We start from the raw sequence: 25,956 nt of genomic DNA on the forward strand, positions 1-25,956 counted from the left end.
GTGACGCAAAGCAGATATGATTATGGGAGCATAAAGGAGAGAACTCGCATGGAGAGTGCCCTGTTAGTTAAAGAATACCGTGCTGGCGAGATGGAGTGCGCCCACTACGGTCACATAAGTATTACAGACGAATACGGTAAAGTGGTTTATTCGGTAGGTAATCCACATTTTAGAGCGTTTACGCGTTCATCAGCCAAACCGTTTCAAGCTATTCCAGGTATTCGTGCAGGAATTGCGTCTCACTATGGGTTGTCAGCTCAAGAGATTGCTATTATGGCATCCTCACATCGATCAGAACCAGCTCATATCCAAGTATTGGAGCAGTTATCTACCAAAATCGGACTGGGAGAAGAATGTCTAGTCTGTGCGGCGAGTTACCCTCTAAATGAGGAGAGTCGAAATGAATGGTTGCGGGGTCAGGGAGAGAAGCGCCGGATTTTGCATAACTGTTCGGGGAAACACTTAGGTATTCTTGGATACAGTCAGATGAAGAAGGTTGATCTGGGCAGTTATGCTGAGCGAGAACATCCGGTACAGCGCGAGATTTTGGAGACGATGGCGTATATGGCTGGGATTGAGAAGGATGAAATTCAACTAGGAACGGATGGCTGCGGCTTTCCGGTATTTTCGTTGCCATTATCAGCATTATCGAATGCTTATCTGAAATTAGCCTGTCCAGATCTGATCGAGGATGCTTCGACACGCAGTGCGGTAGAGACCATTACAGCGGCAATGAACGAATTTCCACTTATGGTAGGTGGGACTCATCGCGTGGATTCTGTTCTACTGGAAGATGACAACATCGTAGCCAAGGGCGGATTCAAGGGTGTATTCGGTTTTGCACTCAAAAAAGAAAGATTAGGCATCACCTTTAAGATCCTTGATGGTTCAGAGGAAGAATGGGCTTGGATTGCCCAGTCGATTCTTGAGCAAATTGGTTATGCGAACCAAGCAACTATTGCAAGGTTACGCGAAGTATATCCACCAGATATCCGAAATGATGCTGGCATAATTGTAGGACGTGCAGAGAGTGAATTCGTTTTACAATCAACTAAAAAAAGCGTATAAACTGAACTAAAGTACGTGATTAGAATGGTCTAACCAAGGGTAAACATGACATACCAACTGGTATGAATCTATACAATTCGTTTACACGAAAGACTGCTGGAGAGATACTGGCAGCTCTAACCCTTGGAGGTGGATGAACATGATTAAAGTAGTGACATCGGAAGAAAGGCACACGTCGGATCGCGGTTGGATACACAGTGAGTTTAGCTTTTCTTTTGCAGATTATGATGACCCAAGCAATGCCCATTTCGGCTGCCTGTTAGCTCATAATGACAACACGCTGATGCCGCAAGAGGGCTTTAAGAGACATCCACATCATGATCTAGAGATTGTTAGTTATGTCATTTCAGGAACGTTGAAGCATACAGATACCATAGGAACAGAAGAATTGCTGGAACCAGGAACCGTACAGGTGATGAGTGCGGGGACGGGAGTAGAGCATTCGGAGACCAATCCTTCAACAGAGGAGCCGGTGCGTTTTCTGCAAATGTGGTTCTTGCCTTCTGAACGGAAAGCCGAGCCATCGTATACCAACCGGCGTTTTCAGCCGGAGGATCATTTGAATCGGTTATGCCCTATCGTGTCAGGGCAAGCTGGAGAAGGCACGGAGGATGCGTTACCTATTCATCAGGATGTTACATGTTATTTGTCCAAATTGGAATCTGGCAAAAAGCTAATGTATCCACAACATGAAGATAGGCGTACACACCTTTTCCTGATCAGTGGTCATATCTCCATTGAATGTGCTGATGGCAACTTTGATCTTAAGCCGGGAGATGCAGCGCGAATTCGTAAGAGCTGTGATCTGCAGATCACTGGAACGGGCAAAGAGCCTGCTGAATTTGTACTGATTGATCTACCATAAGATGATCTACTATTAGGATTATGTTCCGATGCATTAGTGTTCAGGATGACTCGGATTCGTACTGAATCTGAACCTATGAATATTGGAAAATAAATGAACAGAAGAGGATCTATTCCCACTATTAATGTGGAGAATAGATCCTCTTCTGTCTAAGGTTTCTTTCGCTACACTCTGCAATGTAGTATCAACTTCAGTCTGCCATCATGATGTCTGACAATCTGACAGCAAAGAAGTTACTTGCGCAGGTTACCAAGTTCAGAAGCTACGGCTTCAACCTCAGAGATGCTCAAGTGTTCTTTTCCTATGACCATCTCATACAGATCATGAAGGTCTTCATACTTTTCCAGTGGAAAAGATGATCCTTGCATTGCGGCTCCACTCGCCATCCGCAATTTGGTTTTGATTGCCTCAATCATATATTCCATGTTGGCAGTACTTGCTTGCGTTAAATCCATCGTTATGTCCATCCTTTCCCTATCGGAAACTGTTGTCATTGTATCATGATTGGACAGGCTCAGGCGAATGCTTTTGCGGGAAAAGAGGGCATCAGGTAAAATGATGGATACTATAACAGTCGACATCTATGCGATGTGCGAAGGAGGAAATGTTTTTGGCAGCATATAAGCGGGAATTAATCCGCAAGCAGAATCGAGAAACCCGTAGAAGTGTGCAGGGAGAAGAGCTGGACTTATTTTTCCACAACATATATCAGGCTCACTCCCCAGATGAGATCACCTTTGTATGTATTGGTACGGATCGTTCTACAGGTGATGCACTTGGGCCGTTAACAGGGAGTTTGCTGGAGGGAAAAGGAGTGGGGCATGTTATAGGAACAATGCCATACCCTTGTGATGCAGACACGCTACAACAGAAGCTAGCATCCATCCCGCCACATCATGTCATCATTGCCATTGATGCGTGTCTGGGGCCGAAGGCTGCGGTAGGTCACTTTTACCTATTTAATCAGGCCTTGACTCCAGCTGAATCCGTGGGGGGCAACCTACCATCCGTTGGACATTATAGTGTAGCCGCTGTGGTGAACGCGAATGGGCCAAGACCATATACTGTGCTGCAAATGACGTCTCTTCACCAGGTGATGAACATGTCCCACATGATTGCAGAAGCCGTGTTGAAAGCAGCAGTTTCGGGGCAAACGTTTCATTCCTGATGGGAAAGCTTAATAATATACAACCTGAGCTTCAGCTTGAGAGGTTGTTCAAAAAGTCTGCTTTTGATTACGAAGGATGCCTGTTGGCATCTCAGCTTCGAATATGGAATTCAGCCGAAATAAGCGGGATGCTTACGAAGCTTGTTTCCTTCGGAAACATGTGGTTGCTCACGTAGATTTGCCTACGCTCCGCTACTTCATTTCTATCTTCATTCCATCTTCTCGGTACTGAAAACCACCCTTTTTGAACACGAACTTGAATTGAATGAACCAGATTCATTACAATGAACGCAAGTGCATTTATTATGTGTAGAGAGAGGGATACATATGGAAAAAGTGATGTGTGATGGAACGACAATTTGTTATGCTGAACAAGGTCAAGGAGATGCGCTGATCTTACTCCACGGATATTGTGGCAGTTCGTCCTATTGGGATGAAGTTGTACCTGAGCTTGCACGAAGCTACCGCTGTATTGTGCCTGATCTGCGGGGACACGGGAAAACGGATGCGCCTGTAGGAAGTTATACGATTGATCAGATGGGCAATGATGTGCTGCAATTAATGGATGAGTTAAAGGTAGAGAAGGCAACTCTGCTCGGTCACTCCATGGGAGGTTACATCGCCTTGTCTATTGCTCAGCGTCATCCGGAACGACTCCATGCCTTTGGTTTGATTCATTCAACGGCTTACCCGGATAGCGAAGAGGGGAAAGAAAAACGACTTCGTGCCGTGTCAACGATACAGACGGACGGAATTGTGAATTTCGTGGATGGTTTGGTTCCCGCGTTATTTGCCCCAGAGCATGTAGAGTCCATGTCGGCACAAGTTACACGTGTGAAAGAAATTGGGTATCAGACAGCACCACAAGGAGCTGCTGGCGCTGCGCTCGCTATGCGTGAACGTCCAGATCGTCGTGATGTATTGTCAGCTACACCATTACCTGTACTGTTGGTTGCAGGAGAGAAGGATGCGGTTATTCCGCCAGAACGCACCTTCACAAGTGATAAGCCACATATTGTACAAGCGGTAATTCCTGGAGTAGGACATATGAGCATGTACGAGGCACCAGAAAAGTTAATTCAGGTGATTAAGCAATTTATGGATGGATTGTCTTCATCGAAATAACGCATGAAACGGAGGATTATGGCTTAGCTTCATTTACAGCATAAAGTGATGATCCATTTAACCGTTTAACAACTAACTATGAACCAAATATGAACCTCTGCCAAATTCCTTATTCGGAAAGGCAGAGGTTTTTTGTGTATAAGGGCACGGTTGGAACGGCGTACTTTGGCTTTTTGATAGTGCATGCATTAAAATAATGTTCATAGAGGTTGTTCAAAGTCCGTCCTTTTTGAACACGCAATGAAAGACTGCTAGGCCAAAGGTTAGGTCAACAAGCGAATGTTAAGGGGGCATATTGGATGTTCAGAAAAGACTATCTGCTCCGCATGGTGGAGGAAATGACTGAAGCGATCGGCAAAGTGTTCACGTTGAAGCAACAGCGGAAACATGCCGAGGCACTGTCTGAACTAGATGAATTACTTCGCAGGAATTTTGGCTTGCATTCGTCTTTGCTAAATTCTTTGCCTGCAGAGGATGTTATCGAGCTATTCCGTTTTCGTGGCATGATTGAAGTAGATAATTTGCAGCAAGCGGCACGCCTACTTGAAGAGGAAGCTTATGTATATGGTGAAAAAGCGAAGGTTGAAGGCATAGATGATGAGGAACGACAGCATTCATTAGATGAAGAACTCATTCGATTAATGAAATCTCTTCATTTTTATCTATATGCACTAAATCACGGAGCCAATCCGAAACTGCTGGATGCGCCGGATCGTGCCGAGTCCATTTTGGAACTAACCAAAGAATACGAACGACCGGCACGAACGGAGAAGCAGCTTGCCATGTACCGTGAACAGCAAGGAAAGTATGATCAGGCAGAGAACAGCTGGTATAGGCTGTTACATGTTGGTGGAGAGCATCCTGTGAATTATCGTGATGATGTGCAGGCATTCTATGAACGGCTAAGTGAACTTGAAGATGCCAAACTTGAGGCGGGAGGACTCCCTCGTGAGGAAGTGGAAGAGGGGCTTGCCCAGTTAAATCGGGAAATGGCGAACGGATAGGAACACCGCTTGTTAGATGTCCTTGCTTGGAGCGGGGACGGAATTGTGGTATGGTAACGGTTGACCAAACCAAATCGAAAGTGAGATGTACCCCCGTGGATTCATTGCGAAAGCTTATACAAGACATCTTTGAACAGAACTCGCTGATTACGGCGACCTGGAGCCAGCTGCGCAGACGGGACAATGTCTCGTATACGAAAGTGCAAGTCAAGCCGGTAACGCTCAAAAATCAGTTGCATTATCAATTCGCTTTTCATTATAACAACAAAGTGCTGCATGAGAATTTGACTCCGGCTGAAGCGACTGAACGCATGACTGAACTGGCCGAAGAGACGTTTCGTCAAGGGCTGCTCTGTACCACAGAAGCAGACTATCAAATTTTGATCAGCAAAAAATATAAAGTCTCGATTCTAACCAAATCCGCATCCAAGACGGCTGTGGATCTGTCCCACAATCGCAAGAAGCAATATGTGCTGGAGGATGGGGTACCTGTTTCCTTCTTAGTTGAGTTAGGAATTATGAATGAGGAAGGTAGGGTGCTGGCTCGTAAATACGATAAGTTCAGACAGATCAATCGTTTCCTTGAGATGGTTCAAGATGTGATTCCCCACTTACCTGAGGGGCGTCCGCTGACCATTGTTGATTTTGGCTGTGGTAAATCGTATCTGACCTTTGCACTGTATCACTACCTGTCCGTACAGCAGCGTAGATCTTTGAAAGTTATAGGTCTGGATCTGAAAGCGGATGTCATTGAGCATTGTAATGATCTTGCGAACAAGCTGCATTATGGTGATCTGAAATTCTTGGTTGGAGACATTGCAGACTATGACGAGCTGAATGCAGTAGATATGGTCGTAACACTACATGCCTGTGATACGGCGACAGATGCGGCATTAGAAAAAGCAGTCCGTTGGGGAGCTTCCGTTATTTTATCGGTTCCATGCTGTCAGCATGAGCTGTTTGAGCAGATCGAGTCTACGGTCATGAATCCATTGTTATCCCATGGTATTCTCAAAGAGCGCTTCTCTGCACTCGCGACAGATGCCATTCGTGCTAAATTGCTGGATCTAATGGGATACAAAACGCAATTGCTCGAGTTTATCGATATGGAACATACGCCCAAAAATATACTCATACGAGCTGTAAGAGGCCAAGCAGGTCCAACGAAGCAGTTGTGGGATGAGTACACAGCGTTCCGTGATTTCATTCATGCCGATCCGTATCTGGAACGAGCTTGTGCAGATCTGTTGCCAGGATGCGGTTCTCGGGAAGCGTTAGGCACAGATGAAGCTACGTCTTCATCAAGTGATTGTAAGAACTGTTAATGAAGAGACATGGCTAATCCATAACTCAGGAACTAAAACTCATTAACCACAACGATACGTTCAATAAATGCGGCAGAAGTTCCCTGTAAAGGGGCTTCTGCGTATTCGTGTGTTAAGTTCAGCCAGAATTGTTCTGGCTGGCTTTTTTGTGCTTTCAGGTTAGCCAGTAATGATTGGTTGGCCTTTTTTGTGCTATTAGGGAAGAGCGATTAATTGGATAGCGTGGGATGGTCAGAGTGAAATGGTGAAGTACAACTGTTGATAGATTGGAACGGTGAAGCAAAAGTAGGCTCATTTATGTTTCCTACAGATCCTGACCATACTGATAATTATTGAATGGGAAGATTGTGAAAGCGAATCGGAATTGCTTCGTCACTCAGGTAGATATATGTAGCAGCTTGGTATAAGAACCATGACACAGTACAAGGAATTTAGAGATACAGGTAGGAGGTGCCATGTGTTAGCAAAGAGGGATACGTCCAAACGAAAAGGGAGAAATTCGCTGGAATCATGCTTAACCGCAGCAATGGGGTTGATCGTTTGTATGCTCTTGTGGATGGCATCTCTACGCCGGGGATTGTTTTATGCCAGTGATGTTTATGGAACTCTCATGATGGCTTGTGCAGGGGCGCTACTCGTATTTATCTTCATTTTCATCTTCATCTTCATGTCATATGATGTACATCCAACGAAGTCTAAACGAGGGTTGCCGAATATAAACGGATTCGGTCTGACCCAGTCAGAGGATAAGTCAATACAGTTACCTTCCTTGGGTTATTTTTCGTGGACGATTTGGCCGTTAGGTATGATGGTATGGTTTGCCCTGCATGCGTTGACCGGCTCACACAGTACGCAGGGTAGTTTAGACGAAATGCTCCGGTGGAGCTTGCTAGCCATTTTTGCTCTGTTGGTAGCAATATTGGCTAGGTTCCCGCAAGGAGCAGGATGGTTTAAGCTCGGCTGGCAGATTACAGGCGGCGTGCTGGTGTTGAGCGGTATCTTAACCGTATGCGGTATAATGCCGATGCCCTTTGGGGTCATGCGAACAGCCGACCCTGAGATAAGCTCTGCCGGAGCACGGCTCGGCGGATTGCTGCAATACCCCAATGCGTACGGTGCCGTAGTCGGCATGTACGCACTGGAGCGGCTAGGCGCTGCCGCGCGCGTCATCGGCTGGCGAACGCCGCACGGCGTGCAGCCTGGAGCCGTGCAGCCGCCGCGCACCTGGCAGCTCATCGCGGCTGCGGCGCCGCTGATGCCCGCGATCGCCACGCTCCTGCTGAGCGAGTCGCGCGGCGCTTGGCTGGCAACCGGCTGCGCAGCCGGTTGCGCCTTCGCCCTACAGCGGCGTGCATTCCGCCTGCCGCTGCTGCTGGCCACGGCCGCGCCTCTGGCGAGCGCGGCGTGGCTTCACCGCCAGTTGGCTGCTGTCCAACTGGCGCCTGCACCTGTGCCCGGCCTGCTGGCACTGGCCGGGGCATGGGCAGCTGCGCTGCTCGGCACGCTGCTGCTGTGCCGGTTATGGCACGGCAGCGCGAATTCGCGCGTAGCCGCCATAACGGCTACAGCGCTGGCGGCAGTTGCCGCAGCCGCGCTGGCCGTGACCTCCACCGCCGAGCGTCTCGCGGCAGGTGTCGGCACAGGGCTGTCCCGCCTACGGATGTGGCAGGACGCCCTGAAGCTGTGGACCGAGGCCGCATGGCTCGGCCACGGGGGAGAGACATGGCGCGGCATGTATCGCGCCATACAATCCTCGCCGTATGTTGGCGGCGAGGTTCACAGCGGCATCCTTGATCTTGCTCTGGATGCCGGCATAATCGGACTAGTACTCGTTGTATTGTGGTTTATATCAACAGTACGCATCGTATGGCGAAATGCCACTCACCTAGTTCCTTGCATCCTCGTTTTTGGTCTTCACGGTGCAATTGATTTTGACTGGAGCTTCACGTTACTGTGGATGATGTTTATCTGGATTGGTGGCTGGGCGTATGCCTTGCGATTCAATGTGCATCAAACGCTGAGAGCACAATCATCCGTGCACAGTCCAAAAGGGAGGATCTTGGAAGATAGCCTATCTGTTTCACCGTTCGGATGTAGCACGAAGCTAATTCCTTCAAGGCAGCATGAATGGGGGGAAGCGAAACACGGTGAAGCATATTCTCAAACGGTATTCTCTCGATACAGGTATGAGATAGGGGATCTTATACATAAGTATCAAATGGTGAATATATGGACTACAACCGGTTTGATCGTACTTACTGCGGTTTGTTGGATTGGCGGGATAGCTTGGCTGGCTGGCCAGCAAATGGCAGCGGAAATGCATTATCGTCAAGTCGTGCAATCAACGGATCTGTCGGAGGAACAAGCAACGATACTTATTCAGGCATCCCGAGCGAATCCATACCGTTCAGATATCGCCATTACGCTAGCTCGTTTCCTTCCTGTGGTCGATGCAGAGAAGATGCTGCGACAGAGCCTGCCCCATACCCAATCAGATGCCAGAATGTATTTTGAATTAGGACAACTCGCAGCCCAATCGCTTAAGAGCGAACAAGCAATACACTATTTTAACGAGGCGATTGCATTGAACCGGTATGATGCTACAATTCATTTCGGCGCTTTATATTGGATGGAGCAGATCGCGCAGCAAGAGTTGAAGGCAGGACAACTGGATCAAGCCAGGCAGACCGCTGCGGCTGGAGTGCATATCGTTGAACGTTATAGGCAGTTGGTTGAAGCAGTGGCGATGAGTAATGATCGCAATGACCGCCGTTTCGTACTTCAGCCAGCGGCGACCGTGTATGAAGATAGGCTGCGAACGATAGCTACCAAAGCCTATTTTTCTAAAGATTCCAGCAGCGTTCGTTGACCCATCTTCACCGCTCAACTGCAATACATGAGAGCGGAGAGGACAGGAAAATAGAAAAAAAGCTGCTCCCGCTCTCTCGCTTTCACTTCACTATAGTCGATAACCACCAAATGCCTGTTGAAATGCACGCTGAAGAGGCTCTAGCTCCACGCTCCATAATGCAGCAAGTTCTGAGCTTACGTCTGCGTTCCACCAATCACACAGTTTTTTGCGATTATCGCGATTTTCCCCGATCCAGAGCAGATTGCCAATCACTTTACCGTAGTATAGCTCTTCTGCTTGCTTCATTAGTTCGGGGGAAACGTACAATTTGAGTCGTTTGGCTGTACGATATAACTCCTTGCTGCATGCGCGCCGAATGCCTCTTGCCGAGGGCAACTTCTGACCAGGCATGTTATGTTTTACCGGGGGAGTACCGGGTGTGGTTTTGCTTGACATCTCATCACGCTCCTCTTCCGATACCATATGCGGAGTTCCTCTTACAGGACACAATCCCAGCCGGGCAATGTAGCAACGTCTACAGCCCTGTGATAAAATAGGGACGAACATCCATAGTGCGAAAAGGCACTGCTAATCAGGATGAAGAAAGAGGGTTGAGATGGACGTTATTCATAACATAGTCAGCCAATTGTTCGATTGGATTCAAAGTCTTGGATACTTTGGGATCATGCTTGGATTAATGCTTGAAGTCATTCCAAGTGAAATTGTGCTGGCGTATGGAGGTTTTCTCGTATCACAGGGAAACATTAACTTTTTCGGTGCTATGATTTTCGGTACAGTTGGCGGTGTGCTTGCACAGCTATTTATTTACTGGATTGGCCGTTATGGCGGCAGACCTGTACTGGAACGCTACGGAAAATACATACTCATCCAGAAAAAACATATCGACCATTCCGAAGAGTGGTTCCGCAGGTATGGTACAGGTGTCATTTTCACGGCGCGGTTTGTTCCAGTGGTAAGGCATGCTATCTCAATCCCGGCTGGCATCACGAAAATGCATACAGGCAAATTCATCATGCTTACTACCCTCGCTGTTATACCTTGGACTGCTTTGTTTATATATTTAGGGATGATTCTTGGAGATCAATGGGAACATATTGATGAAAAAGCAGCACCGTACATTATGCCAATTTTACTTGTAGCACTGGCTCTTATGATTATTTATGTACTTATTAAATGGATGAATGCTCGTAAAAAGAAGGGAAGTGTTGAGTAATGAGTAAACCTAACTTGTCTCACAAATTCGGTAAAGGTCTGCCTCCTAAAGAATTTATTGAGAGTATGACGAAGAACCAAAGTGAATTTCAGGCTAACTATGATAGCTTTACTTGGGCTAATGAAGAGGATCGTGAGTTTTTTGAGAGCCTTAACTACCGCGACGATCTGCGTGTGCTGATTCTTGCTGCTGACTGGTGCGGCGATGTTGTACGTAATATCCCGGTTGTTTTCCAGGCTCTAGAGATCTCTGGCATACCAACAGAAGTGCTTATTATGGAGAACCATCCAGAAGTGATGGATGAATTCCTGACAATGGGCGGACGTTCCGTGCCGATCGTTATTTTTGCAGACACAGGTGGTCATGTGCTTGGTCAGTGGGGACCACGTCCACAGCATGTACAAGAAGTAATGGTTGAGTTCAAACGTCTTAATCCAGATCGTGAAGCGGCAGATTATCAGGATAATATTGCTGTGGCACGTCAGGAAATGGCTAAACGTTATGGGGAAGGAACGGAATCACATGCGGTTATCGTTAGCGAGCTGCGTGAACTGATTTCGGGTTATTGATCCGATATGTTGAAGATTCGTACGTTTACACTCGGCCCGCTACAGACCAATGCTTACCTTCTGCAGGGGGAAGATCCGAGCAAAGCAATAATCATTGACCCAGGAATGAACCCGGGTGCGCTGGTGAAGGCGATTCAGGACTTGGAGATTGAAGCGATTGTGTTGACTCATGCTCATTTTGATCATATGGGTGGTGTGGACGAAATCCGTAAATTGAAGGGTTGCCCTGTCTACTTGCATGATCTGGAGAGCGATTGGTTGTCATCTCCGAAGTTAAATGGTTCAATGAACTGGCCACAAGCTACACCTCCGCTTTCGACAGATCCTGCTGAATATGCGATGGACGAGGGGCAGAAACTGAATTTCATCGGTCATACATTCCACGTATTCCATACTCCAGGTCATTCACCTGGTAGTGTGAGCTTATTATGTGGTGAAGATCTATTTGCTGGAGATGTTCTATTCCGCATGGGCGTAGGAAGAACTGATCTAACAGGTGGACGCGAACGTGATCTGATCGATTCAATCCAGAATAAGCTGTACACCTTTGGCGATGAGGTTAGAGTCCATCCTGGTCATGGACCCAAAACAACCATCGGATATGAGAAGCAGAATAATCCTTACGTATCTGCAAGGTAATTCGACAAGCTTATCGGCTGAATAATAAAAATCTGTCATTTTGATGAGAAGAAAGTCTGGACAAGTGACATTTTTTTCATTAGAATAGCAATTAGTTGTTACAAGCTGTACAGCATCATCTAACTGAAGCGTTAATCAGAAATACCCAACCTTGCGAAGCACGCAGACTGTGGTCTATACCCGGTTTGCGTTCTTTTTTTGTTTTCAGCACCTTTTTGCCTAGTAGATATACAGTTGGACAAGATTCGGCGGAGATAGACATGAGGACAGCGTTAGGCTATAGATTGGGCAAGATACATATGTAGACAAGAGGAATGAATGGGGAAGAGATTGTTTGAGAAGTGTATAGGTAGCAATACGTTTTAAGCTGTTTTGTTAGCAGTAATAAGAGCGAATATGCAAGTGTAAAAGAAGAAGTGAAGTAAAAGCAAAAGTAGAAGTAGAAGTAGAAGTAGAAGTAGAAGTAGAAGTAACTAGAGGGCGGGGAAGTAGAAGTGGAGAAAAGACGAGTAATCCAGTTCGGAGAGCGTAACGAACAGTACGTTATTGAAGAAGGTCGTCGATTGGAGAACAATAGATTAGATTTGGTCGTAGAGCGGTCTCAAGTACATAACCAGAGTATGCAAATGAATAACAGTAATCTTCAAATAAACGAAACGTTAGAACAGAAGCACGATTTATGGAAAAGTCGGTTGTTAAAGAATCAAGCAAGGAAGCAACCCTGGTTTATTAAACTGCAAGAACACCGCAATGAAATCTGATCGTGAAAAAGTTTGAACTATCCTTTGAACGTTTATGGATTTCACTTCGTACTATCTTTACATGAACGGGAAGCAGGTGATAGGGCCAGATGAAGGCAGCCGAATTGGAGGAAGTTCGCAGAGCGGCAGAAGGAGACGACAGTGCACTGGCTGAGTTATTACAACGTCACTATGCATTTGTATATAAGTATCTCGTTAAAGTGACAATGGATCCGAGTCTTGCAGAAGAGACGGTGCAAGATACGATGATTCGATGCATGGAGAATATTCATCGGTATGATGGATCGTCTGCTTTCTCATCTTGGATGATTACGATTGCGACACGTATTTATATTGACAAGACACGACGCAGACGCAGAGAACAGAGCTGGCTAGAAGTCATCCGGAATCAGGCGATTAGGAAATTGCGCTGGCAATTTGAACGTCGCAATGAGGAATGGACGGATGTTATGGATGCTATGACCAGACTAACACCTGAACATCGGATCGCAGTCCTTCTGAAACATTATTACGGCTACGGATATGATGAAATTGGTCAGATGTTAGATATTCCATCTGGGACGGCGAAGTCGCGCACAGCGTATGGTCTTCGTCAATTGAGAAAGGAGCTACAGGAATATGAATAGATCGGATGAGCAGGCCCAGCGGGAGATGCTAGAACGATTGAATCAACAGATGAAGGTGCTGGACGAAGCATATGAACCTGTGAATATTCCTTCATTAGCGTCACTTGAAGCCCAAGTTAAGGAACGAAGACAGAGTAAACGCCGAGCGGATCGGGTGGAAATGCTCTTATTCTGGTTGGTTGGCATAATGCTTCTCACGTTAGGTGCATTATTAATCCGTTCCTCTCCTGCGGTTTATTTGGGTATTCAGGCACTTAGTGTGGTAGCGGCCATTGCTATAGCGTTGATATTGGTAGGAAAACGGAAGGAGACTACGCATGAATAATTTCCGTTATCCTCTGGAAGAAGTACCCTTGGTCTGGATTGTCATTATCGCCGTTCTGTTGCTAATCCAGGGTACATGGATCTTTCAAGATGCACGCAGACGTGGACGTTTCCCTTGGTTATGGGGATTGTGGGGTATTACCGGATTTCCAACACCTCTTATTGTGTATTGGTTTGTAGTTATTCGTTCCAATCGTAGATTGCGATAATAAGCACAGAACAGTAATGATCATTTGCATAATAACGCTCCAAAAAAGATTTTGCACAAATATGTTGTATAATTCTAGTATTCCTAGACATCGCTATTCTTTTCTAGTAGACTATACAAATAATTAAAAGTTAGACTACCAGGGGGTTAGACGATGCTACGTTTAGGAGAGAAGGTTGTCATCGTCGCGGATGCGTTTGAGCAGAATCTTCCTGTGGGGGAATATGGATTCATCATCGCTTATGACCGGAATCCGGACAATGCGTTCGATTACGTGCTTCGAGTACCGCAAATGAACCGGAACTTTTTTGTTCCAGCCGGTGACGTTGATCTGGAAGAGGTTCTACTGAAGCAAGAAGCTGAGCGGGTCGAGCGAGAAGCGTTGATAGATTACGCCCTTGCGACACACAATGAGAAGCTGTTTCATCATCTGATGAACGGAGATTTTCAAGCTGTGGAAGAGGAAGAGGAAACCGCGGACGAAGTGATGTCACAAGCGGATTTTATAAAGCAGGTTAATCTGCGAGCATGGATTTAGAGAGTCGGCTGATGCCGACTCTTTTTTATTAGATAGAGATTAGTTATAGGAGAAGGAAGAGAATGAAGTTTAGATTGAGCATCCTCGTAGATTTGCTTCATATTGTGGTGTTATTTTGCATATTACACAAGTCTCGGGTCTTTGCATTGAATTGTCGAACTATCTCCCCTATAATAAAAAAAGTTATCTTGGGACTTTAGCCCGTTAAACGAGCGATTCGTTTTAGGCGGTTTCGGGAAGTTGAACGAAATGAAGGAGGCCATCCGAAAATGAGTATTTCAAACAATGACGTTCAGCATGTGGCCAAGCTGGCTAGGCTTAATCTGACTTCTGATGAAGAGCAGATGCTGACAGGACAGTTGAACGCGATCTTAAAATATGCAGAGAAGCTGAATGAGCTGAACACAGACGACATTGCACCTACCAGTCACGTCCTGCACGTAAGCAACGTGATGCGTGAAGATGAGACAAAAGAAAGTTTGTCAATTGAACAGGTTATGCACAATGCCCCGGATGAAGAAGAAGGCCAATTCAAAGTGCCTGCTGTAATGGAATAACCGATAACCGGAAGGAGGACGAACATCGTGAGTTTATTTGAACAATCGTTGCCGGAGATACATAACAAGCTGCACGCCAAGGAGTTGTCGGTCAGCGATCTCGTGAATCAGGCATATGAGAACATTGGTGTACGTGAAGATAAGGTAAAGGCATATTTGGCATTGGATGAGGAACGGGCTCGTGCCCGTGCACGCCAGTTGGATGACCGTCTTGTTAGTGGAGAGGAAAAAGGTCTGCTCTTTGGATTGCCAGTAGGGATTAAGGACAATATCGTTACGAACGGATTGCGTACCACATGTGCTAGCCAATTTTTAAGTAATTTCGACCCGGTGTATGATGCAACGGTTGTAGAGAAGCTTAGAGCGGCAGATACTGTGACGATCGGTAAATTGAACATGGATGAATTCGCTATGGGTGGTTCGAATGAAAATTCAAGCTTCTATCCTGTTCGTAACCCATGGGCACTAGATCGTGTGCCAGGTGGATCGAGCGGTGGGTCGGCAGCAGCTGTTGCAGCTGGAGAGGCATATTTCACACTTGGATCAGATACAGGTGGTTCAATTAGACAGCCAGCTTCGTATTGCGGCGTAGTTGGTCTGAAGCCGACGTATGGATTAGTATCTCGTTTTGGTCTGGTAGCCTTTGCATCTTCATTGGATCAGATCGGACCATTGACCAAAAATGTCGAAGATTCTGCCTATGTCCTGCAAGCCATTGCTGGTTATGATGCCAAAGATTCGACATCTGCAAAAGTCGACATTCCCGATTATTTGAGTGGTCTTACCGGCGATGTCAAAGGGCTTCGTATTGCTGTACCGAAGGAATACATCGGTGAAGGTGTTGATCCAGAGGTTAAAGACAAGGTTATGGCGGCACTCAAGGTACTGGAAGGGCTTGGAGCAACTTGGGAAGAAGTATCACTCCCGCATACCGAATATGCAGTTGCTACGTATTACTTGCTCTCTTCCTCCGAAGCTTCATCGAACCTTGCTCGGTTTGATGGTGTTCGTTATGGCGTGCGTGCAGAGAATCCTGAAAATCTACTCGATCTGTATCATCAGTCCCGTAGTCAAGGCTTTGGGCCAGAGGTTAAACGACGCATCATGCTGGGTACGTATGCACTTAGCTCCGGATACTACGATGCTTATTACCTGAAAGCACAGAAAGTACGTACATTGATCAAGCAAGATTTCGACAATGTATTTGCTAAATATGATGTGATTATCGGACCGACGGCTCCGACAACTGCGTTCAAACTAGGTTCTCAAGTGGATGATCCGCTGACCATGTACCTTAATGATATTCTGACGATTCCGGTCAGTCTTGCTGGTGTACCTGCAGTTAGCATCCCATGTGGTTTCTCGGATGGACTTCCTGTTGGTATGCAGATTATTGGTAAAGCTTTTGATGAAACAACCGTACTGCGTGTAGCGCATGCGTTTGAACAAAATACGGAATTCCACAAACAGCGTCCGCAGCTGTAGACTGCCCGGAACGGAGGAATATAGAAATGTCCGCATCTAAATATGAAACGGTCGTTGGACTTGAGGTCCACGTCGAGTTGCACACGAACTCCAAAATTTTCTGCGGTTGCTCCACAGCCTTTGGAGCACCGCCTAATACGCATACTTGCCCTGTCTGTCTCGGGCACCCAGGTGTATTACCTGTATTGAATCGTCAAGCAGTTGATTATGCGATGAAAGCCGCAATGGCTCTGAACTGTACGATTGCTGATGTTAGTAAGTTTGACCGTAAAAACTACTTCTACCCGGATTCACCAAAAGCGTACCAAATCTCACAATTTGATCAACCTATTGGTGAGAACGGTTGGATTGATATCGAAGTGAATGGTGAAACGAAAAGAATCGGCATTACCCGTCTCCATTTGGAGGAAGATGCAGGTAAGCTTACTCACGTTGATGGCGGCTATGCTTCATTAGTTGACTTTAACCGTGTAGGCACACCGCTTGTCGAGATTGTATCTGAACCAGAGATTTCTTCACCTGAAGAAGCACGAGCTTATCTTGAGAAGCTGCGTGCAATTATGCAATATTGTGAAGTGTCTGATGTGAAGATGGAAGAAGGCTCGCTTCGTTGTGATGCCAATATCAGTTTGCGTCCACATGGACAAGAGAAGCTGGGTACACGGGCTGAGCTCAAAAACATGAACTCCTTCCGCGGTGTTCAGCGTGGTTTGGAATATGAACAATTCCGCCAAGCTGAGATCCTGGATGATGGTGGTGAAGTGGTGCAAGAGACTCGTCGTTGGGACGAGGCACAAGGCAAAACACTAACCATGCGTGGCAAAGAGCAGGCGCATGACTATCGTTATTTCCCAGATCCAGATCTAGTTAACCTGCATATTGATGATGCTTGGAAAGAACGGATTAGAGCTTCAATTCCTGAGCTTCCAGACCAGCTTAAAGCTCGCTATACTGCGGATTATGGCCTGCCAAGTTACGATGCTGAGGTTATTACTTCATCCAAAGCGATTGCAGATCTTTTTGAAGATAGTTTGAAATACACACAAGATGCCAAAACGGTATCTAACTGGATCATGGGAGAATTACTCGCTCACTTGAACACCAGTAACTTAGAGTTGTCTCAGGTTCCACTGACAGGACAAGGTCTAGGTGAGATGATCGGACTGCTTGAGAAAGGCACAATTAGCAGCAAGATTGCCAAAACAGTATTCAAAGAGATGCTGGAAAGTGGCAAACTTCCACAACAAATCGTAGAAGAGAAAGGTCTTGTCCAGATTAGTGACGAAGGGGCCATTCTTACGATTGTTGAGCAGGTTGTTGCAAACAACCCTCAATCCGTTGAGGATTACAAGGCTGGTAAACAAAAAGCCATCGGTTTCTTGGTTGGTCAGGTTATGAAAGAAAGTAAGGGGAAAGCCAATCCAGGCTTGGCCAATAAACTACTGACAGACGTACTGAACCGCTAATCCAGCCGGTGAGACCGGATCGAAAGAGGCTCGTCCCTGCGACAGCCTCTTTTTTGTAAAACAAATTGAGGATAGCGTCGATAGAAACATGTTCTATCTATGGAGTAGGTGTATGTACATGTTTTTTACAACTGGCAACTTATTCACACGGTTCAACTTATATTGTACAGGAGGGAGATGAGGGAAAGTGCATATGCAAGCTTTGGTATTAGACGAGATGGAGACAGTGAGCCAGCTTTGGCGGCTTCAACATGTGGCGTATCGGTTAGAAGCTGAAATTATCGGATTTCAAGAGATCCCACCTCTGATGGATACGATAGAGACACTCCAGAACTGTGGTGAGACTTTTTATGGTTGCATGGATGCTGAGGGTGAGCTTCTTGGTGCTGTCGCCGTAGCGAAGGAAGAGGAAAATACGTTGACGATTACACGAATGATGGTGCATCCGAATCATTTTCGTCAAGGAATCGCAGCTGCACTAATGTCTCATGTGTTTGAGCAGTATCCCCAGGTGCCTCGATATATCGTGTCTACAGGCACCTTGAACCAACCCGCAGTGAATCTGTACACTAAATTTGGCTTCAAACCTGTAGAGATTGTGCAGATTGCGCCTGGCGTGGAGCTAACGACGTTTCACAAGAGTTAGTCTCATCTTAGGTATGACAACATTAGTTGGGGAATAAATATTAGATATTAACGATTAAAGATGTTAACAACTTGGAGGGGGAACACCGGCTTTGGGTAATCCTTGGTTTATTGATGAGTGGCATATTTTGTTACGGTTATTGCTTGCGATGTTACTGGGAGGGCTTGTAGGTTTAGAGCGTGAACGTTCCAATCATGCGGCTGGTTTACGCACGCATATCCTGGTATGTCTTGGCTCGGCATTAATTATGATGTTATCTGTTTATGGATTTAAAGATTTTGCAAATGAAATAAATGTACGGATCGATCCGGCACGTCTAGCGACGGCGGTTATTACGGGTGTCGGATTTTTGGGAGCAGGAACGATTCTTTTCACCGGAAAATCAATCACTGGTTTAACGACTGCAGCATCAATCTGGGTGGTTGCAGCCATTGGGCTAGCCGCAGGCGCGGGGTTCTTTTTTGCATCCATCGTATCCACGGTCTTAGTTCTGCTTAATCTCTGGGTATTTAATAAGCTGGAGTTAAGGTACATTCGAGGTAACAAGCTTCATGTCGTCACACTCCATACGTTATCTGAACCCGGTTTTCTGGAGCAGATCTCTTCCTTTTTGGAGCATGAGAAGATCAAAATACGCAAAATTACAGTAAATGAACAAGACTTGGCTTATGCAGAAATGGTCTCCGTCGAGCGTAAAATTGAGGTTGTCCTACATGTTCATGTGCCACATGATTATAGTACAGTACAGCTTGTATCCAAATTGAGAGAGCGAGAACATATTACCAAGGTATCTGTAGAATAAATGAATCCAGCCCTCCCCAGGCCAGCAGTGGCGGAGGGTTTTTGGTTTTATCCATTTTTCTTCCAGTTACTCTTCTGCCGCTTTAGGGTACTATCTAACCAAATGCACGAAGAGCGTGAGCATCATTTTTTGAGGAAAGGGGCATGTCATGGTAAGCAAGAAGCAACCCAGAAAACAGAAGAATCAACCTCGAAAAAATAAAAATATGACCCAAAACAAACCCATTCGGAACCGAACACATAAATTCCTCGCTGGGCTATTAAGTGCCATTATTCCGGGTATGGGGCATATTTATTTGCGCCTATATATGAGAGGTCTTACGTTTATGCTGCTCATTCTACTGGACTTGTCGGCGCTCTTGTATTTCTCATCGATCGGTATACAGATTAACGTACCACTGTTGATCCTGCTGGCTTTATTTATTCCAATAATCTATTTCTACAATGTGTATGATGTATTACAATCGGCAGACTGGGTTATGATGCGCAGGCGTAGAGTGAGTGTACTTGGAGGCTCGGACAAGCCTGAACCGAATGAGCGGGCTGCCGGAGAAGCACTTATGGTCTGGGAAAGAGGGATATCATTTGGACTGTTGCTCATTGTAGGAGGAGCACTCATGGTATTGTTCTTCCGTAAACCACGTTGGTTCCAAGAGGTCTTGGCGCTGTATGGAGGATATGTGTTTGCAGTCTTGTTAATTATAGGTGGCTTAATTATATTTGGGCGTGAAATATGGGGTATGCTGCGTAAAATGAAAGTGTAAATGACGTTATCATAGGAGGGGAAACGATGAACCGTAAAATCCGAGTTGGTCGCTATACGGCTGCCTCCTTAATCATAACAGTTGGTGTTCTATTGATTATGGATAAGCAGTGGGGAACCGACTATTTCTATGAAATTGTGGATTGGTGGCCATTGCTGCTCATTGCACTTGGTTTCGAATGTATCCTATTATTCCTCTGGTTTCTTCGCAAGAGAAAGACCTTAACAGAGGAAGTAAAGGGCGAGAAGGTGAAAATGCGTTTTAGACCTGATGCGAAAGGTATATTGGCATCTCTTGTGCTTACGGCTTCTGTGTTCATCGTGACAGAGCAGGATCATTACATGCATTTATGGAACAGGGTGAGTCTCAATCTCGGAGCCGCATCAATGGACTATAGCCAAGCTGCTGGATACATGCAAGATAAAGGAACCATACGTGTACCCGTGGAGATGGAAACTTCGAATATTGTCGTTCAAGGCGTAAATGGAGATATTGCGTTCCAGCGCGGAGACACAGATGAAATTGAAGTGCGTACGGTTGTCTGGGTGGACAATACGTCAGAGGTACAGGCTAAGGCTGTAGCAGATGCTTCTTTTGTTGAGACAGAGGGTACGAAAGTTATTTATATCCAAGCTACAGGCAAGACTTATGGAGAAAATGAAAAAACACAGCCACGGATGAATATGACCATTACTGTCCCGGATGATCGTCGTTTTAATCTGGACATTCGCACATCCAATGGTGCGATTTTATTGAACCGTCCTGAAGCGATCAGCACTATTATGGCTGAGACGGGAAACGGACGTATTCGAATTACGAATGCGGTTGGCGATATTTCAGGCAAAACACTGAATGGTGATGTCATTGTAGCTAATGCCATTGGCAATGTTGATCTGGATAGTAATCGAGGAGACATGAAAGCTCGTGGGGTATCTGGAGATGTGGATTTAACAACACAAGTGGGCAGTATCAGTATTACCGATTCTGTTGGTGAGTTTACGGCGGAGACTAGAAACGGGAATATCAACTTGGACAATGCAAATCTGGGCATCAGAGCTCAATCGTTAAATGGGAGCATCAGCATTACTTCGACCAAAATAGGCGGCGATTGGGAAGTGTACAGTGCGGTCGGCGCAATTAATATATTGATACCGAATCAAGGTGACTATAAACTGAATGGCTCCAGCAGCTATGGCGACCTATTAACAGATTTACCGTTTACAGTGCGGAACAAAACAATTGAAGGTCAATTAGGCGAAGGGGAATATACGGTTAAAGTTGAAGGGAACAGCGATCTGACGATCAATGAGAATCCTGAAGTCATGTCACCCAGTGTAGATGTACAAAATGTAGAAGATACAGGGGATGACGTGGAACAGACGGGTGAGAATGAGCAAAATTCCCAGGACAATCCACCGGAAGTTCCGTGACTGCCGCGTTGACAACAAACTTGTAGTCGCCGTACAATAACTATCATAAGGTAAGGTGACACGGTGGGATAGACGGTTGGCCGTTGTTCCTGCCTAAGATCAAACTCTGAATGGCGTTACATGATGATGTGATCTTCATTTAGAGAACGAAAGGTAAGGCGGTGGGTTTTATGGCAACACGTGTCCAACATGCGTTGGAGCATCTGAAAACGACCGGTGTCCGTATTACACCCCAGCGTCATGCCATATTGAATTATCTGATGGAATCTATGGGGCATCCAACAGCCGATGAAATTTACCGTGCGCTTGAACCCCAATTTCCCAGTATGAGCGTGGCGACTGTATATAACAATTTGAAGATGTTTTTGGAAGCCGGCATGGTTCGGGAATTAACATACGGAGACAATTCAAGTCGCTTCGATGCCAATGTCACGGATCATTACCATGTGATATGTGATCAATGCGGCAAGATTGAAGATTTCAGCTATCCTTCGTTAAAAAGCGTGGAGCTGCAGGCGGAGACAAGTACTGGATTTGAAGTACATGGTCACCGACTGGAAGTCTATGGTGTATGTAAAAGTTGCAGGACTTAAGAGAGTTGAATTACAATATTAACGTGCGGAATTCGGTTGAATTCTTCACGTTTTTTGTTTTTAAGGAAATTAGAAGATGTTATGTATGCATAATGATTAAGATTCAGCATGAATAACGGAGGTAGACTGTTGAGTAGAAAAAACAGATATACACGTCAGAAACGTCGCTCGTTCTGGCCTGGTTTACTTGGGGCTTGTATCGTTGCGGGCGCTGCTTACTGGCTCATTACGAATGTATGGCTTAATCCCACTTATGAAGAACCTGATTGGATTGGGATGAAACAACCTATTTTCGTAGAGGGACAGCGTATGGAGGGGCAGGCTTCAGGTTCAGGTAACGAGCTCAAGCTACCTGTCAGCGTACTGCAGGACGTAATTGATCCAGGCATTCGTTATGAAGCTGCTACAGGTGATATTATCATTGCTTCACCCCAACGAGTGCTGCATATGAAGGTGGACAGTACACAAGCAGAATTGAATCATAAGGACTTTCCGATGTCGGTAGAGCCGGAGGTAGTAGGGGATGAAGCCTATATTCCGCTTAAACCTTTGAAGGAGGTCTATGGCATAGCGATACAAGAAGATTCTACAACCGGTGCAGTTTTACTTATGCGCGGGGGAGATACAATTCAATACGCTACAGTGAATACCGGATCGACCAAGGCGGATAAGACGGTTCCGCTGTACAAGCAAGGGGGAGAGCGTTCTCCTATAATTGCAGATATGCTGCAAGACGACCGAGTGAGGGTGTGGCAGACTGGGGATGAACAAAGTTTTGTACAGCTCGACAATGGGTATGCCGGTTACATGGACAACAAAAACATTACCCTTACTGAGCAAAAGGAGCTGGACAAGCCTCAATTCACACTTACTGCAGCTGAGAAGAAATGGAAGACTAAGCCTGTAAACTTGGTATGGGAGGCAGTGTATAATCGCCAACCAGACATTGCGTCTATTGGCAAGTTGCCAGGAGTGAATGTAGTTAGTCCAACCTGGTTCCATATTACAGATGGGCAAGGTAACCTGAGGAGTAAAGCAGACAAGAGCTACGTCAACTGGGCTCACCGCTCTGGCAAGGAAGTATGGGGATTGATCGACAATAGTTTTGATCCGGATATTACGAAGGAAGCAATGGCAACGTATGAGACGCGTACTCATATTATTGAGCAGATGTTAACGTATGCCCAGACCTACCAGCTGGATGGGATCAATATTGATTTTGAGAATGTCTATACGGATGACGGGCCTAACATAACTCAATTTGTACGTGAAATTAAAGCGATGGCACGTATTCATGGTTTGATGCTCTCTGTTGATGTAACACCAAAATCCAACAGTGAGATGTGGTCAGCGTTTCTAGATCGTCGTTCACTGGGATCCTTCGCTGACTATATTGTTGTGATGGCTTATGATGAACACTGGGCTGCAAGCCCAAAGGCGGGATCAGTAGCATCACTGCCATGGACAGAGGCATCTATGCGCCGTATTTTAGAAGAAGACGAAGTGCCTGCCAATAAATTAATTATGGCCGTTCCGTTATACACACGGATATGGACTGAAGAGAAGAATGAACAGGGAGAAGTCAAGGTATCTTCGAAGGCAGTAGGTATGAATACTGTTATAGATCTGATTAAGGAAAAGAAATTAAAGCCTGTGCTGGATCAAGCCAGTGGACAGAACTATGTGGAATATGAGGAAGATGGCGCAACGAAGAAAATATGGATAGAAGACGCCGTGTCTCTCCAGGCACGTGTGGATCTGATTGATTCGCTGGAACTGGGCGGCGTTGCTGCGTGGAACCGTAGTTTTGCAAACGCCTCTGCCTGGGAAGTGCTAAAACAAGCTGGCTATGGCAAATGAACTTATTCTAACTCATCATTGTTACACCATTAAGAATCTAATGAATACGCAATGGACTTATAATCTTCGTTTCATTAATCCAATTGTAGAATTCAAAAAGACCCGGAGTAATCATTCCGGGTCTTTTTGTTATTGAAATCTTGTGGGCACTAACAACGGTCGCGAATGATGGGTATCTAAGGAGTTGAGTGTATCTTTCTCGGCTGTATAATTCCTAGTCTGTACTTGAAGGAGAAGGCGCTTTCAGTTGTGGGGCGATCGTATTGGCCTGCTTGGGATCTAGGGTGAGGATGGTATGACAGAACATGCAACGATCTGTCTTGCCCAGCATTTTGGTTAATTTGCCGCACTCTGGACAATCAACTTGCACGGCACTCGTTGACAGCATGCCTGCCCAAAAGTAGATCGCTAGACTAGCCAGCATAGCAACCAGCCCAATAACGAGTCCTACAGCAGCAAATATTTTGCCAGCATGTCCCCAGAATACAATTCCGGCCGTACCCAGGACCATTAGACCCATACCTAGCATGGTAAGCAACAGTCCCCAAGTGCGAAAAGCATTAATTTTAGCTGATTTAAAAATCATGAAAAATGCTCCTAACGTATGAGTAGTATCGTATCTGGAAAAGAAGGAAACTTCAGCCTGCTTGTAGAATTATATTATAACTGACTTGGCGCATATCTGCCATGAATTGTATGGAGGGACTCGTGGAATTAAAGAACCTAGCTTTTTTATCCGGACAGTCGGAAGAGACGGGAGCAGTTGGGGCTATCGCTTATTCCCACCCGGGAGAGCGATTCCACGGCTCCCTGATTCAGGATTTCGAATTGCTTGTACTTATTATATGTGAATCAGATGAGGTTGCATCCAAGGTAGGGCACTATAAATATGGTGATCTGCGTTATCAGATTATGTATGCAAGTAGACACGAGCTACGAAGCAGTGTGATTACAGGGGACAATGACAACATGATGCAATGTCTGATAGAAGGAGAGATCATCTGGGAAGTTGATGGTGCCATAAGTGCACTGCGAGATGAGTTATCTACTTTTAGCAAAGAATTGCGAGAGCAAAAGCTTCTACATGAATTCGCTAGCTTTCTTAGAATGTATGTGGAGTCGAAACGCTACATTCAGGAAGGGCATGTGGTAGATGCGTATTATAATGTACTTGAGGCTCTAGGGAACTGGGCTAGAATCGTATTAATCGAACAGGGGATATACCCGGATCATGCTGTCTGGACGCATGTACAGAGCTTGGATCGGGCATTGTGGAAGCTATATCAGGAACTTACCGTCAGCTCAGAGACACTGGAGCAACGTGTGGAGCTTGTTCTACTAGCCTGCGAGTTTTCTGTCATGTCCAAAATGAGTGAATGCTCGGGACTACTTCTACGTGTGCTAGGTAGCCGTAAAGAACCTTGGAGTATGGATGAACTTGTTCATCATCCTCAATTAAGGTTTGTTGCCAAAGATCTTCCGCTTATTCTGCGTAAGCTGGTTTTCCGTTCATTAGTAAAAGAATCACCTGGCTGGCCTTCCTTGATTGGGGGAGAAGGGCGCGAAATCCGTTACTGGATTGAGAATTAAATGATTGCTGCACTCAACAGTTTTACTGTGTAAAAAGAGGAGGGGGAACCTTCCTTTTTTGTTTGTTTAATAATTTATAAAAAAATGTTGACTCTTAATTATGATTTATGATACATTATATTTCGTTCCTCAAACGAAGAATGTTGTAACAGACAGTCAGATTCCGCTGAAGAACATCGAGAACAAAATGCTTCAAAAAAAAAAATTAAAAAAAGTTCTTGACGAAAACAAACGAAATGTGTTACATTATAAAAGTCGCCGCTGAAAACGTGGTTGACACAAAAATGAGTAACATGATTCAAGTTTGATCTTTGAAAACTGAACAACGAGTGAGTAATGATCTTGCTTGCAAGATCGACGCTGAGAAATCGTACATGTCTTCGGACTGAATGATTTTGAAGCACAAATGAGATTTTTAATCTCGTCAGATTCAAAATGAGCTAATCGCTCTTTTCAATA

At 45.6% G+C, this 25,956-nt stretch carries 28 protein-coding genes; 25 read left to right on the forward strand and 3 right to left on the reverse strand.

From position 1 onward, the window contains the following. The first annotated feature begins 48 nt into the window (after window positions 1-48). Together MH215_RS25325 and MH215_RS25330 are read left to right on the forward strand one after the other, a co-directional pair. Complete coding sequence (locus tag MH215_RS25325) at window positions 49-1,068, forward strand: asparaginase (RefSeq protein ID WP_239293806.1); 1,020 nt, start codon at window positions 49-51, stop codon at window positions 1,066-1,068. A gap of 139 nt (window positions 1,069-1,207) precedes the next feature. After that, window positions 1,208-1,933: a pirin family protein gene (locus MH215_RS25330; protein ID WP_239293807.1), complete on the forward strand. Its 726-nt coding sequence runs from the start codon at window positions 1,208-1,210 to the stop codon at window positions 1,931-1,933. A 233-nt stretch (window positions 1,934-2,166) separates the two neighbouring features. On the opposite strand, the gene MH215_RS25335 is transcribed toward MH215_RS25330, so the two are convergent. Beyond that, window positions 2,167-2,388, reverse strand: a complete 222-nt coding sequence (locus MH215_RS25335; protein WP_239293808.1) for a DUF1128 domain-containing protein — start codon at window positions 2,386-2,388, stop codon at window positions 2,167-2,169. Between the two features lie 149 nt (window positions 2,389-2,537). Between MH215_RS25335 and yyaC the strand changes: the two genes are divergently transcribed. The 5 genes from yyaC to MH215_RS25360 all read left to right on the forward strand — a co-directional run bounded on the left by yyaC (window position 2,538) and on the right by MH215_RS25360 (window position 9,424). Then, window positions 2,538-3,101, forward strand: a complete 564-nt coding sequence (gene yyaC, locus MH215_RS25340) for a spore protease YyaC (RefSeq protein ID WP_481857486.1) — start codon at window positions 2,538-2,540, stop codon at window positions 3,099-3,101. A gap of 327 nt (window positions 3,102-3,428) precedes the next feature. After that, window positions 3,429-4,226 carry an alpha/beta fold hydrolase gene (locus MH215_RS25345; RefSeq protein ID WP_239293810.1) on the forward strand — a complete coding sequence of 266 codons (798 nt, stop codon included), beginning with the start codon at window positions 3,429-3,431 and terminating at the stop codon, window positions 4,224-4,226. A gap of 299 nt (window positions 4,227-4,525) precedes the next feature. Then, the gene (locus MH215_RS25350) at window positions 4,526-5,230 is read left to right on the forward strand and encodes a DUF6483 family protein (protein WP_239293811.1); all 705 of its coding nucleotides are present in this window, start codon (window positions 4,526-4,528) and stop codon (window positions 5,228-5,230) included. A 95-nt stretch (window positions 5,231-5,325) separates the two neighbouring features. Then, window positions 5,326-6,555 (forward strand): class I SAM-dependent methyltransferase, encoded by a 1,230-nt coding sequence (locus tag MH215_RS25355; RefSeq protein ID WP_481857487.1) that lies wholly within the window; start codon window positions 5,326-5,328, stop codon window positions 6,553-6,555. Window positions 6,556-7,975: 1,420 nt separating this feature from the next. Further along, on the forward strand, window positions 7,976-9,424 hold the full coding sequence (locus MH215_RS25360) for an O-antigen ligase family protein (protein WP_343224612.1): 1,449 nt from the start codon (window positions 7,976-7,978) through the stop codon (window positions 9,422-9,424). 90 nt (window positions 9,425-9,514) lie between these two features. Here the strand turns inward: MH215_RS25360 and MH215_RS25365 are convergent, their stop codons facing one another. After that, window positions 9,515-9,862, reverse strand: coding sequence for a dehydrogenase (locus MH215_RS25365; RefSeq protein WP_082560313.1), 348 nt, complete (start codon window positions 9,860-9,862; stop codon window positions 9,515-9,517). A 160-nt stretch (window positions 9,863-10,022) separates the two neighbouring features. Here MH215_RS25365 and uptA point away from each other — a divergent pair, with 160 nt between their 5' ends. The 17 genes from uptA (at window position 10,023) to MH215_RS25450 (ending at window position 23,907) form a co-directional block, all read left to right on the forward strand. Next, entirely contained in the window at window positions 10,023-10,640 is a 618-nt protein-coding gene (gene uptA, locus MH215_RS25370) for an undecaprenyl phosphate transporter UptA (RefSeq protein WP_056693428.1), read from the forward strand. Then, complete coding sequence (locus MH215_RS25375) at window positions 10,640-11,209, forward strand: thioredoxin family protein (RefSeq protein WP_239293813.1); 570 nt, start codon at window positions 10,640-10,642, stop codon at window positions 11,207-11,209. The genes uptA and MH215_RS25375 overlap by 1 nt, the downstream gene beginning before the upstream one ends. Before the next feature lie 6 nt (window positions 11,210-11,215). Further along, the gene (locus tag MH215_RS25380) at window positions 11,216-11,848 is read left to right on the forward strand and encodes an MBL fold metallo-hydrolase (protein WP_239293814.1); all 633 of its coding nucleotides are present in this window, start codon (window positions 11,216-11,218) and stop codon (window positions 11,846-11,848) included. Between the two features lie 494 nt (window positions 11,849-12,342). Next, a complete protein-coding gene (locus MH215_RS25385) occupies window positions 12,343-12,609 on the forward strand; it encodes a hypothetical protein (RefSeq protein ID WP_239293815.1) in 267 nt (88 codons plus the stop codon). An 89-nt stretch (window positions 12,610-12,698) separates the two neighbouring features. Beyond that, the gene (sigY, locus tag MH215_RS25390) at window positions 12,699-13,235 is read left to right on the forward strand and encodes an RNA polymerase sigma factor SigY (RefSeq protein WP_239293816.1); all 537 of its coding nucleotides are present in this window, start codon (window positions 12,699-12,701) and stop codon (window positions 13,233-13,235) included. Continuing rightward, window positions 13,228-13,560, forward strand: a complete 333-nt coding sequence (locus tag MH215_RS25395) for a YxlC family protein (RefSeq protein WP_239293817.1) — start codon at window positions 13,228-13,230, stop codon at window positions 13,558-13,560. Before sigY ends, MH215_RS25395 begins: the two co-directional genes overlap by 8 nt. After that, entirely contained in the window at window positions 13,553-13,768 is a 216-nt protein-coding gene (locus MH215_RS25400) for a hypothetical protein (protein WP_056693445.1), read from the forward strand. Before MH215_RS25395 ends, MH215_RS25400 begins: the two co-directional genes overlap by 8 nt. Before the next feature lie 153 nt (window positions 13,769-13,921). Then, complete coding sequence (locus tag MH215_RS25405) at window positions 13,922-14,305, forward strand: hypothetical protein (RefSeq protein WP_056693448.1); 384 nt, start codon at window positions 13,922-13,924, stop codon at window positions 14,303-14,305. A gap of 269 nt (window positions 14,306-14,574) precedes the next feature. Further along, the gene (gene gatC / locus MH215_RS25410; RefSeq protein WP_128103545.1) at window positions 14,575-14,862 is read left to right on the forward strand and encodes an Asp-tRNA(Asn)/Glu-tRNA(Gln) amidotransferase subunit GatC; all 288 of its coding nucleotides are present in this window, start codon (window positions 14,575-14,577) and stop codon (window positions 14,860-14,862) included. A 27-nt stretch (window positions 14,863-14,889) separates the two neighbouring features. Further along, entirely contained in the window at window positions 14,890-16,347 is a 1,458-nt protein-coding gene (gene gatA, locus MH215_RS25415) for an Asp-tRNA(Asn)/Glu-tRNA(Gln) amidotransferase subunit GatA (RefSeq protein ID WP_056693452.1), read from the forward strand. Window positions 16,348-16,373: 26 nt separating this feature from the next. Further along, window positions 16,374-17,813 (forward strand): Asp-tRNA(Asn)/Glu-tRNA(Gln) amidotransferase subunit GatB, encoded by a 1,440-nt coding sequence (gatB, locus tag MH215_RS25420; RefSeq protein WP_056693454.1) that lies wholly within the window; start codon window positions 16,374-16,376, stop codon window positions 17,811-17,813. A 193-nt stretch (window positions 17,814-18,006) separates the two neighbouring features. Then, on the forward strand, window positions 18,007-18,459 hold the full coding sequence (locus tag MH215_RS25425; protein WP_239293818.1) for a GNAT family N-acetyltransferase: 453 nt from the start codon (window positions 18,007-18,009) through the stop codon (window positions 18,457-18,459). Between the two features lie 91 nt (window positions 18,460-18,550). Continuing rightward, window positions 18,551-19,261: an MgtC/SapB family protein gene (locus MH215_RS25430; RefSeq protein ID WP_056693456.1), complete on the forward strand. Its 711-nt coding sequence runs from the start codon at window positions 18,551-18,553 to the stop codon at window positions 19,259-19,261. A gap of 148 nt (window positions 19,262-19,409) precedes the next feature. Then, complete coding sequence (locus MH215_RS25435; protein WP_239293819.1) at window positions 19,410-20,024, forward strand: hypothetical protein; 615 nt, start codon at window positions 19,410-19,412, stop codon at window positions 20,022-20,024. A 26-nt stretch (window positions 20,025-20,050) separates the two neighbouring features. Continuing rightward, window positions 20,051-21,454 carry a DUF4097 family beta strand repeat-containing protein gene (locus MH215_RS25440; protein WP_239293820.1) on the forward strand — a complete coding sequence of 468 codons (1,404 nt, stop codon included), beginning with the start codon at window positions 20,051-20,053 and terminating at the stop codon, window positions 21,452-21,454. A gap of 170 nt (window positions 21,455-21,624) precedes the next feature. Next, entirely contained in the window at window positions 21,625-22,047 is a 423-nt protein-coding gene (perR, locus tag MH215_RS25445) for a peroxide-responsive transcriptional repressor PerR (protein ID WP_056693464.1), read from the forward strand. A 129-nt stretch (window positions 22,048-22,176) separates the two neighbouring features. Next, entirely contained in the window at window positions 22,177-23,907 is a 1,731-nt protein-coding gene (locus MH215_RS25450) for a glycosyl hydrolase family 18 protein (RefSeq protein ID WP_239293821.1), read from the forward strand. A gap of 214 nt (window positions 23,908-24,121) precedes the next feature. Here MH215_RS25450 and MH215_RS25455 read toward each other — a convergent pair whose 3' ends face one another. Then, entirely contained in the window at window positions 24,122-24,493 is a 372-nt protein-coding gene (locus MH215_RS25455; RefSeq protein ID WP_145051590.1) for a DUF2614 family zinc ribbon-containing protein, read from the reverse strand. A gap of 122 nt (window positions 24,494-24,615) precedes the next feature. Here MH215_RS25455 and MH215_RS25460 point away from each other — a divergent pair, with 122 nt between their 5' ends. Further along, window positions 24,616-25,497, forward strand: a complete 882-nt coding sequence (locus tag MH215_RS25460; protein WP_056693472.1) for a nucleotidyltransferase-like protein — start codon at window positions 24,616-24,618, stop codon at window positions 25,495-25,497. The last annotated feature ends 459 nt before the right edge of the window (window positions 25,498-25,956 follow it).

This window comes from Paenibacillus sp. ACRSA (assembly GCF_022346845.1).
Lineage (GTDB): Bacteria > Bacillota > Bacilli > Paenibacillales > Paenibacillaceae > Paenibacillus.

Coding starts and splice junctions, on each gene's coding strand:
- MH215_RS25325 (WP_239293806.1), top strand. CDS start 49: ATGGAGAGTGCCCTGTTAGTTAAAGAATACCGTGCTGGCGAGATGGAG.
- MH215_RS25330 (WP_239293807.1), top strand. CDS start 1,208: ATGATTAAAGTAGTGACATCGGAAGAAAGGCACACGTCGGATCGCGGT.
- MH215_RS25335 (WP_239293808.1), bottom strand. CDS start 2,388: ATGGATTTAACGCAAGCAAGTACTGCCAACATGGAATATATGATTGAG.
- yyaC (WP_481857486.1), top strand. CDS start 2,538: ATGTTTTTGGCAGCATATAAGCGGGAATTAATCCGCAAGCAGAATCGA.
- MH215_RS25345 (WP_239293810.1), top strand. CDS start 3,429: ATGGAAAAAGTGATGTGTGATGGAACGACAATTTGTTATGCTGAACAA.
- MH215_RS25350 (WP_239293811.1), top strand. CDS start 4,526: ATGTTCAGAAAAGACTATCTGCTCCGCATGGTGGAGGAAATGACTGAA.
- MH215_RS25365 (WP_082560313.1), bottom strand. CDS start 9,862: ATGTCAAGCAAAACCACACCCGGTACTCCCCCGGTAAAACATAACATG.
- uptA (WP_056693428.1), top strand. CDS start 10,023: ATGGACGTTATTCATAACATAGTCAGCCAATTGTTCGATTGGATTCAA.
- MH215_RS25375 (WP_239293813.1), top strand. CDS start 10,640: ATGAGTAAACCTAACTTGTCTCACAAATTCGGTAAAGGTCTGCCTCCT.
- MH215_RS25380 (WP_239293814.1), top strand. CDS start 11,216: ATGTTGAAGATTCGTACGTTTACACTCGGCCCGCTACAGACCAATGCT.
- sigY (WP_239293816.1), top strand. CDS start 12,699: ATGAAGGCAGCCGAATTGGAGGAAGTTCGCAGAGCGGCAGAAGGAGAC.
- MH215_RS25395 (WP_239293817.1), top strand. CDS start 13,228: ATGAATAGATCGGATGAGCAGGCCCAGCGGGAGATGCTAGAACGATTG.
- MH215_RS25400 (WP_056693445.1), top strand. CDS start 13,553: ATGAATAATTTCCGTTATCCTCTGGAAGAAGTACCCTTGGTCTGGATT.
- MH215_RS25405 (WP_056693448.1), top strand. CDS start 13,922: ATGCTACGTTTAGGAGAGAAGGTTGTCATCGTCGCGGATGCGTTTGAG.
- gatC (WP_128103545.1), top strand. CDS start 14,575: ATGAGTATTTCAAACAATGACGTTCAGCATGTGGCCAAGCTGGCTAGG.
- gatB (WP_056693454.1), top strand. CDS start 16,374: ATGTCCGCATCTAAATATGAAACGGTCGTTGGACTTGAGGTCCACGTC.
- MH215_RS25425 (WP_239293818.1), top strand. CDS start 18,007: ATGCAAGCTTTGGTATTAGACGAGATGGAGACAGTGAGCCAGCTTTGG.
- MH215_RS25435 (WP_239293819.1), top strand. CDS start 19,410: ATGGTAAGCAAGAAGCAACCCAGAAAACAGAAGAATCAACCTCGAAAA.
- MH215_RS25440 (WP_239293820.1), top strand. CDS start 20,051: ATGAACCGTAAAATCCGAGTTGGTCGCTATACGGCTGCCTCCTTAATC.
- perR (WP_056693464.1), top strand. CDS start 21,625: ATGGCAACACGTGTCCAACATGCGTTGGAGCATCTGAAAACGACCGGT.
- MH215_RS25455 (WP_145051590.1), bottom strand. CDS start 24,493: ATGATTTTTAAATCAGCTAAAATTAATGCTTTTCGCACTTGGGGACTG.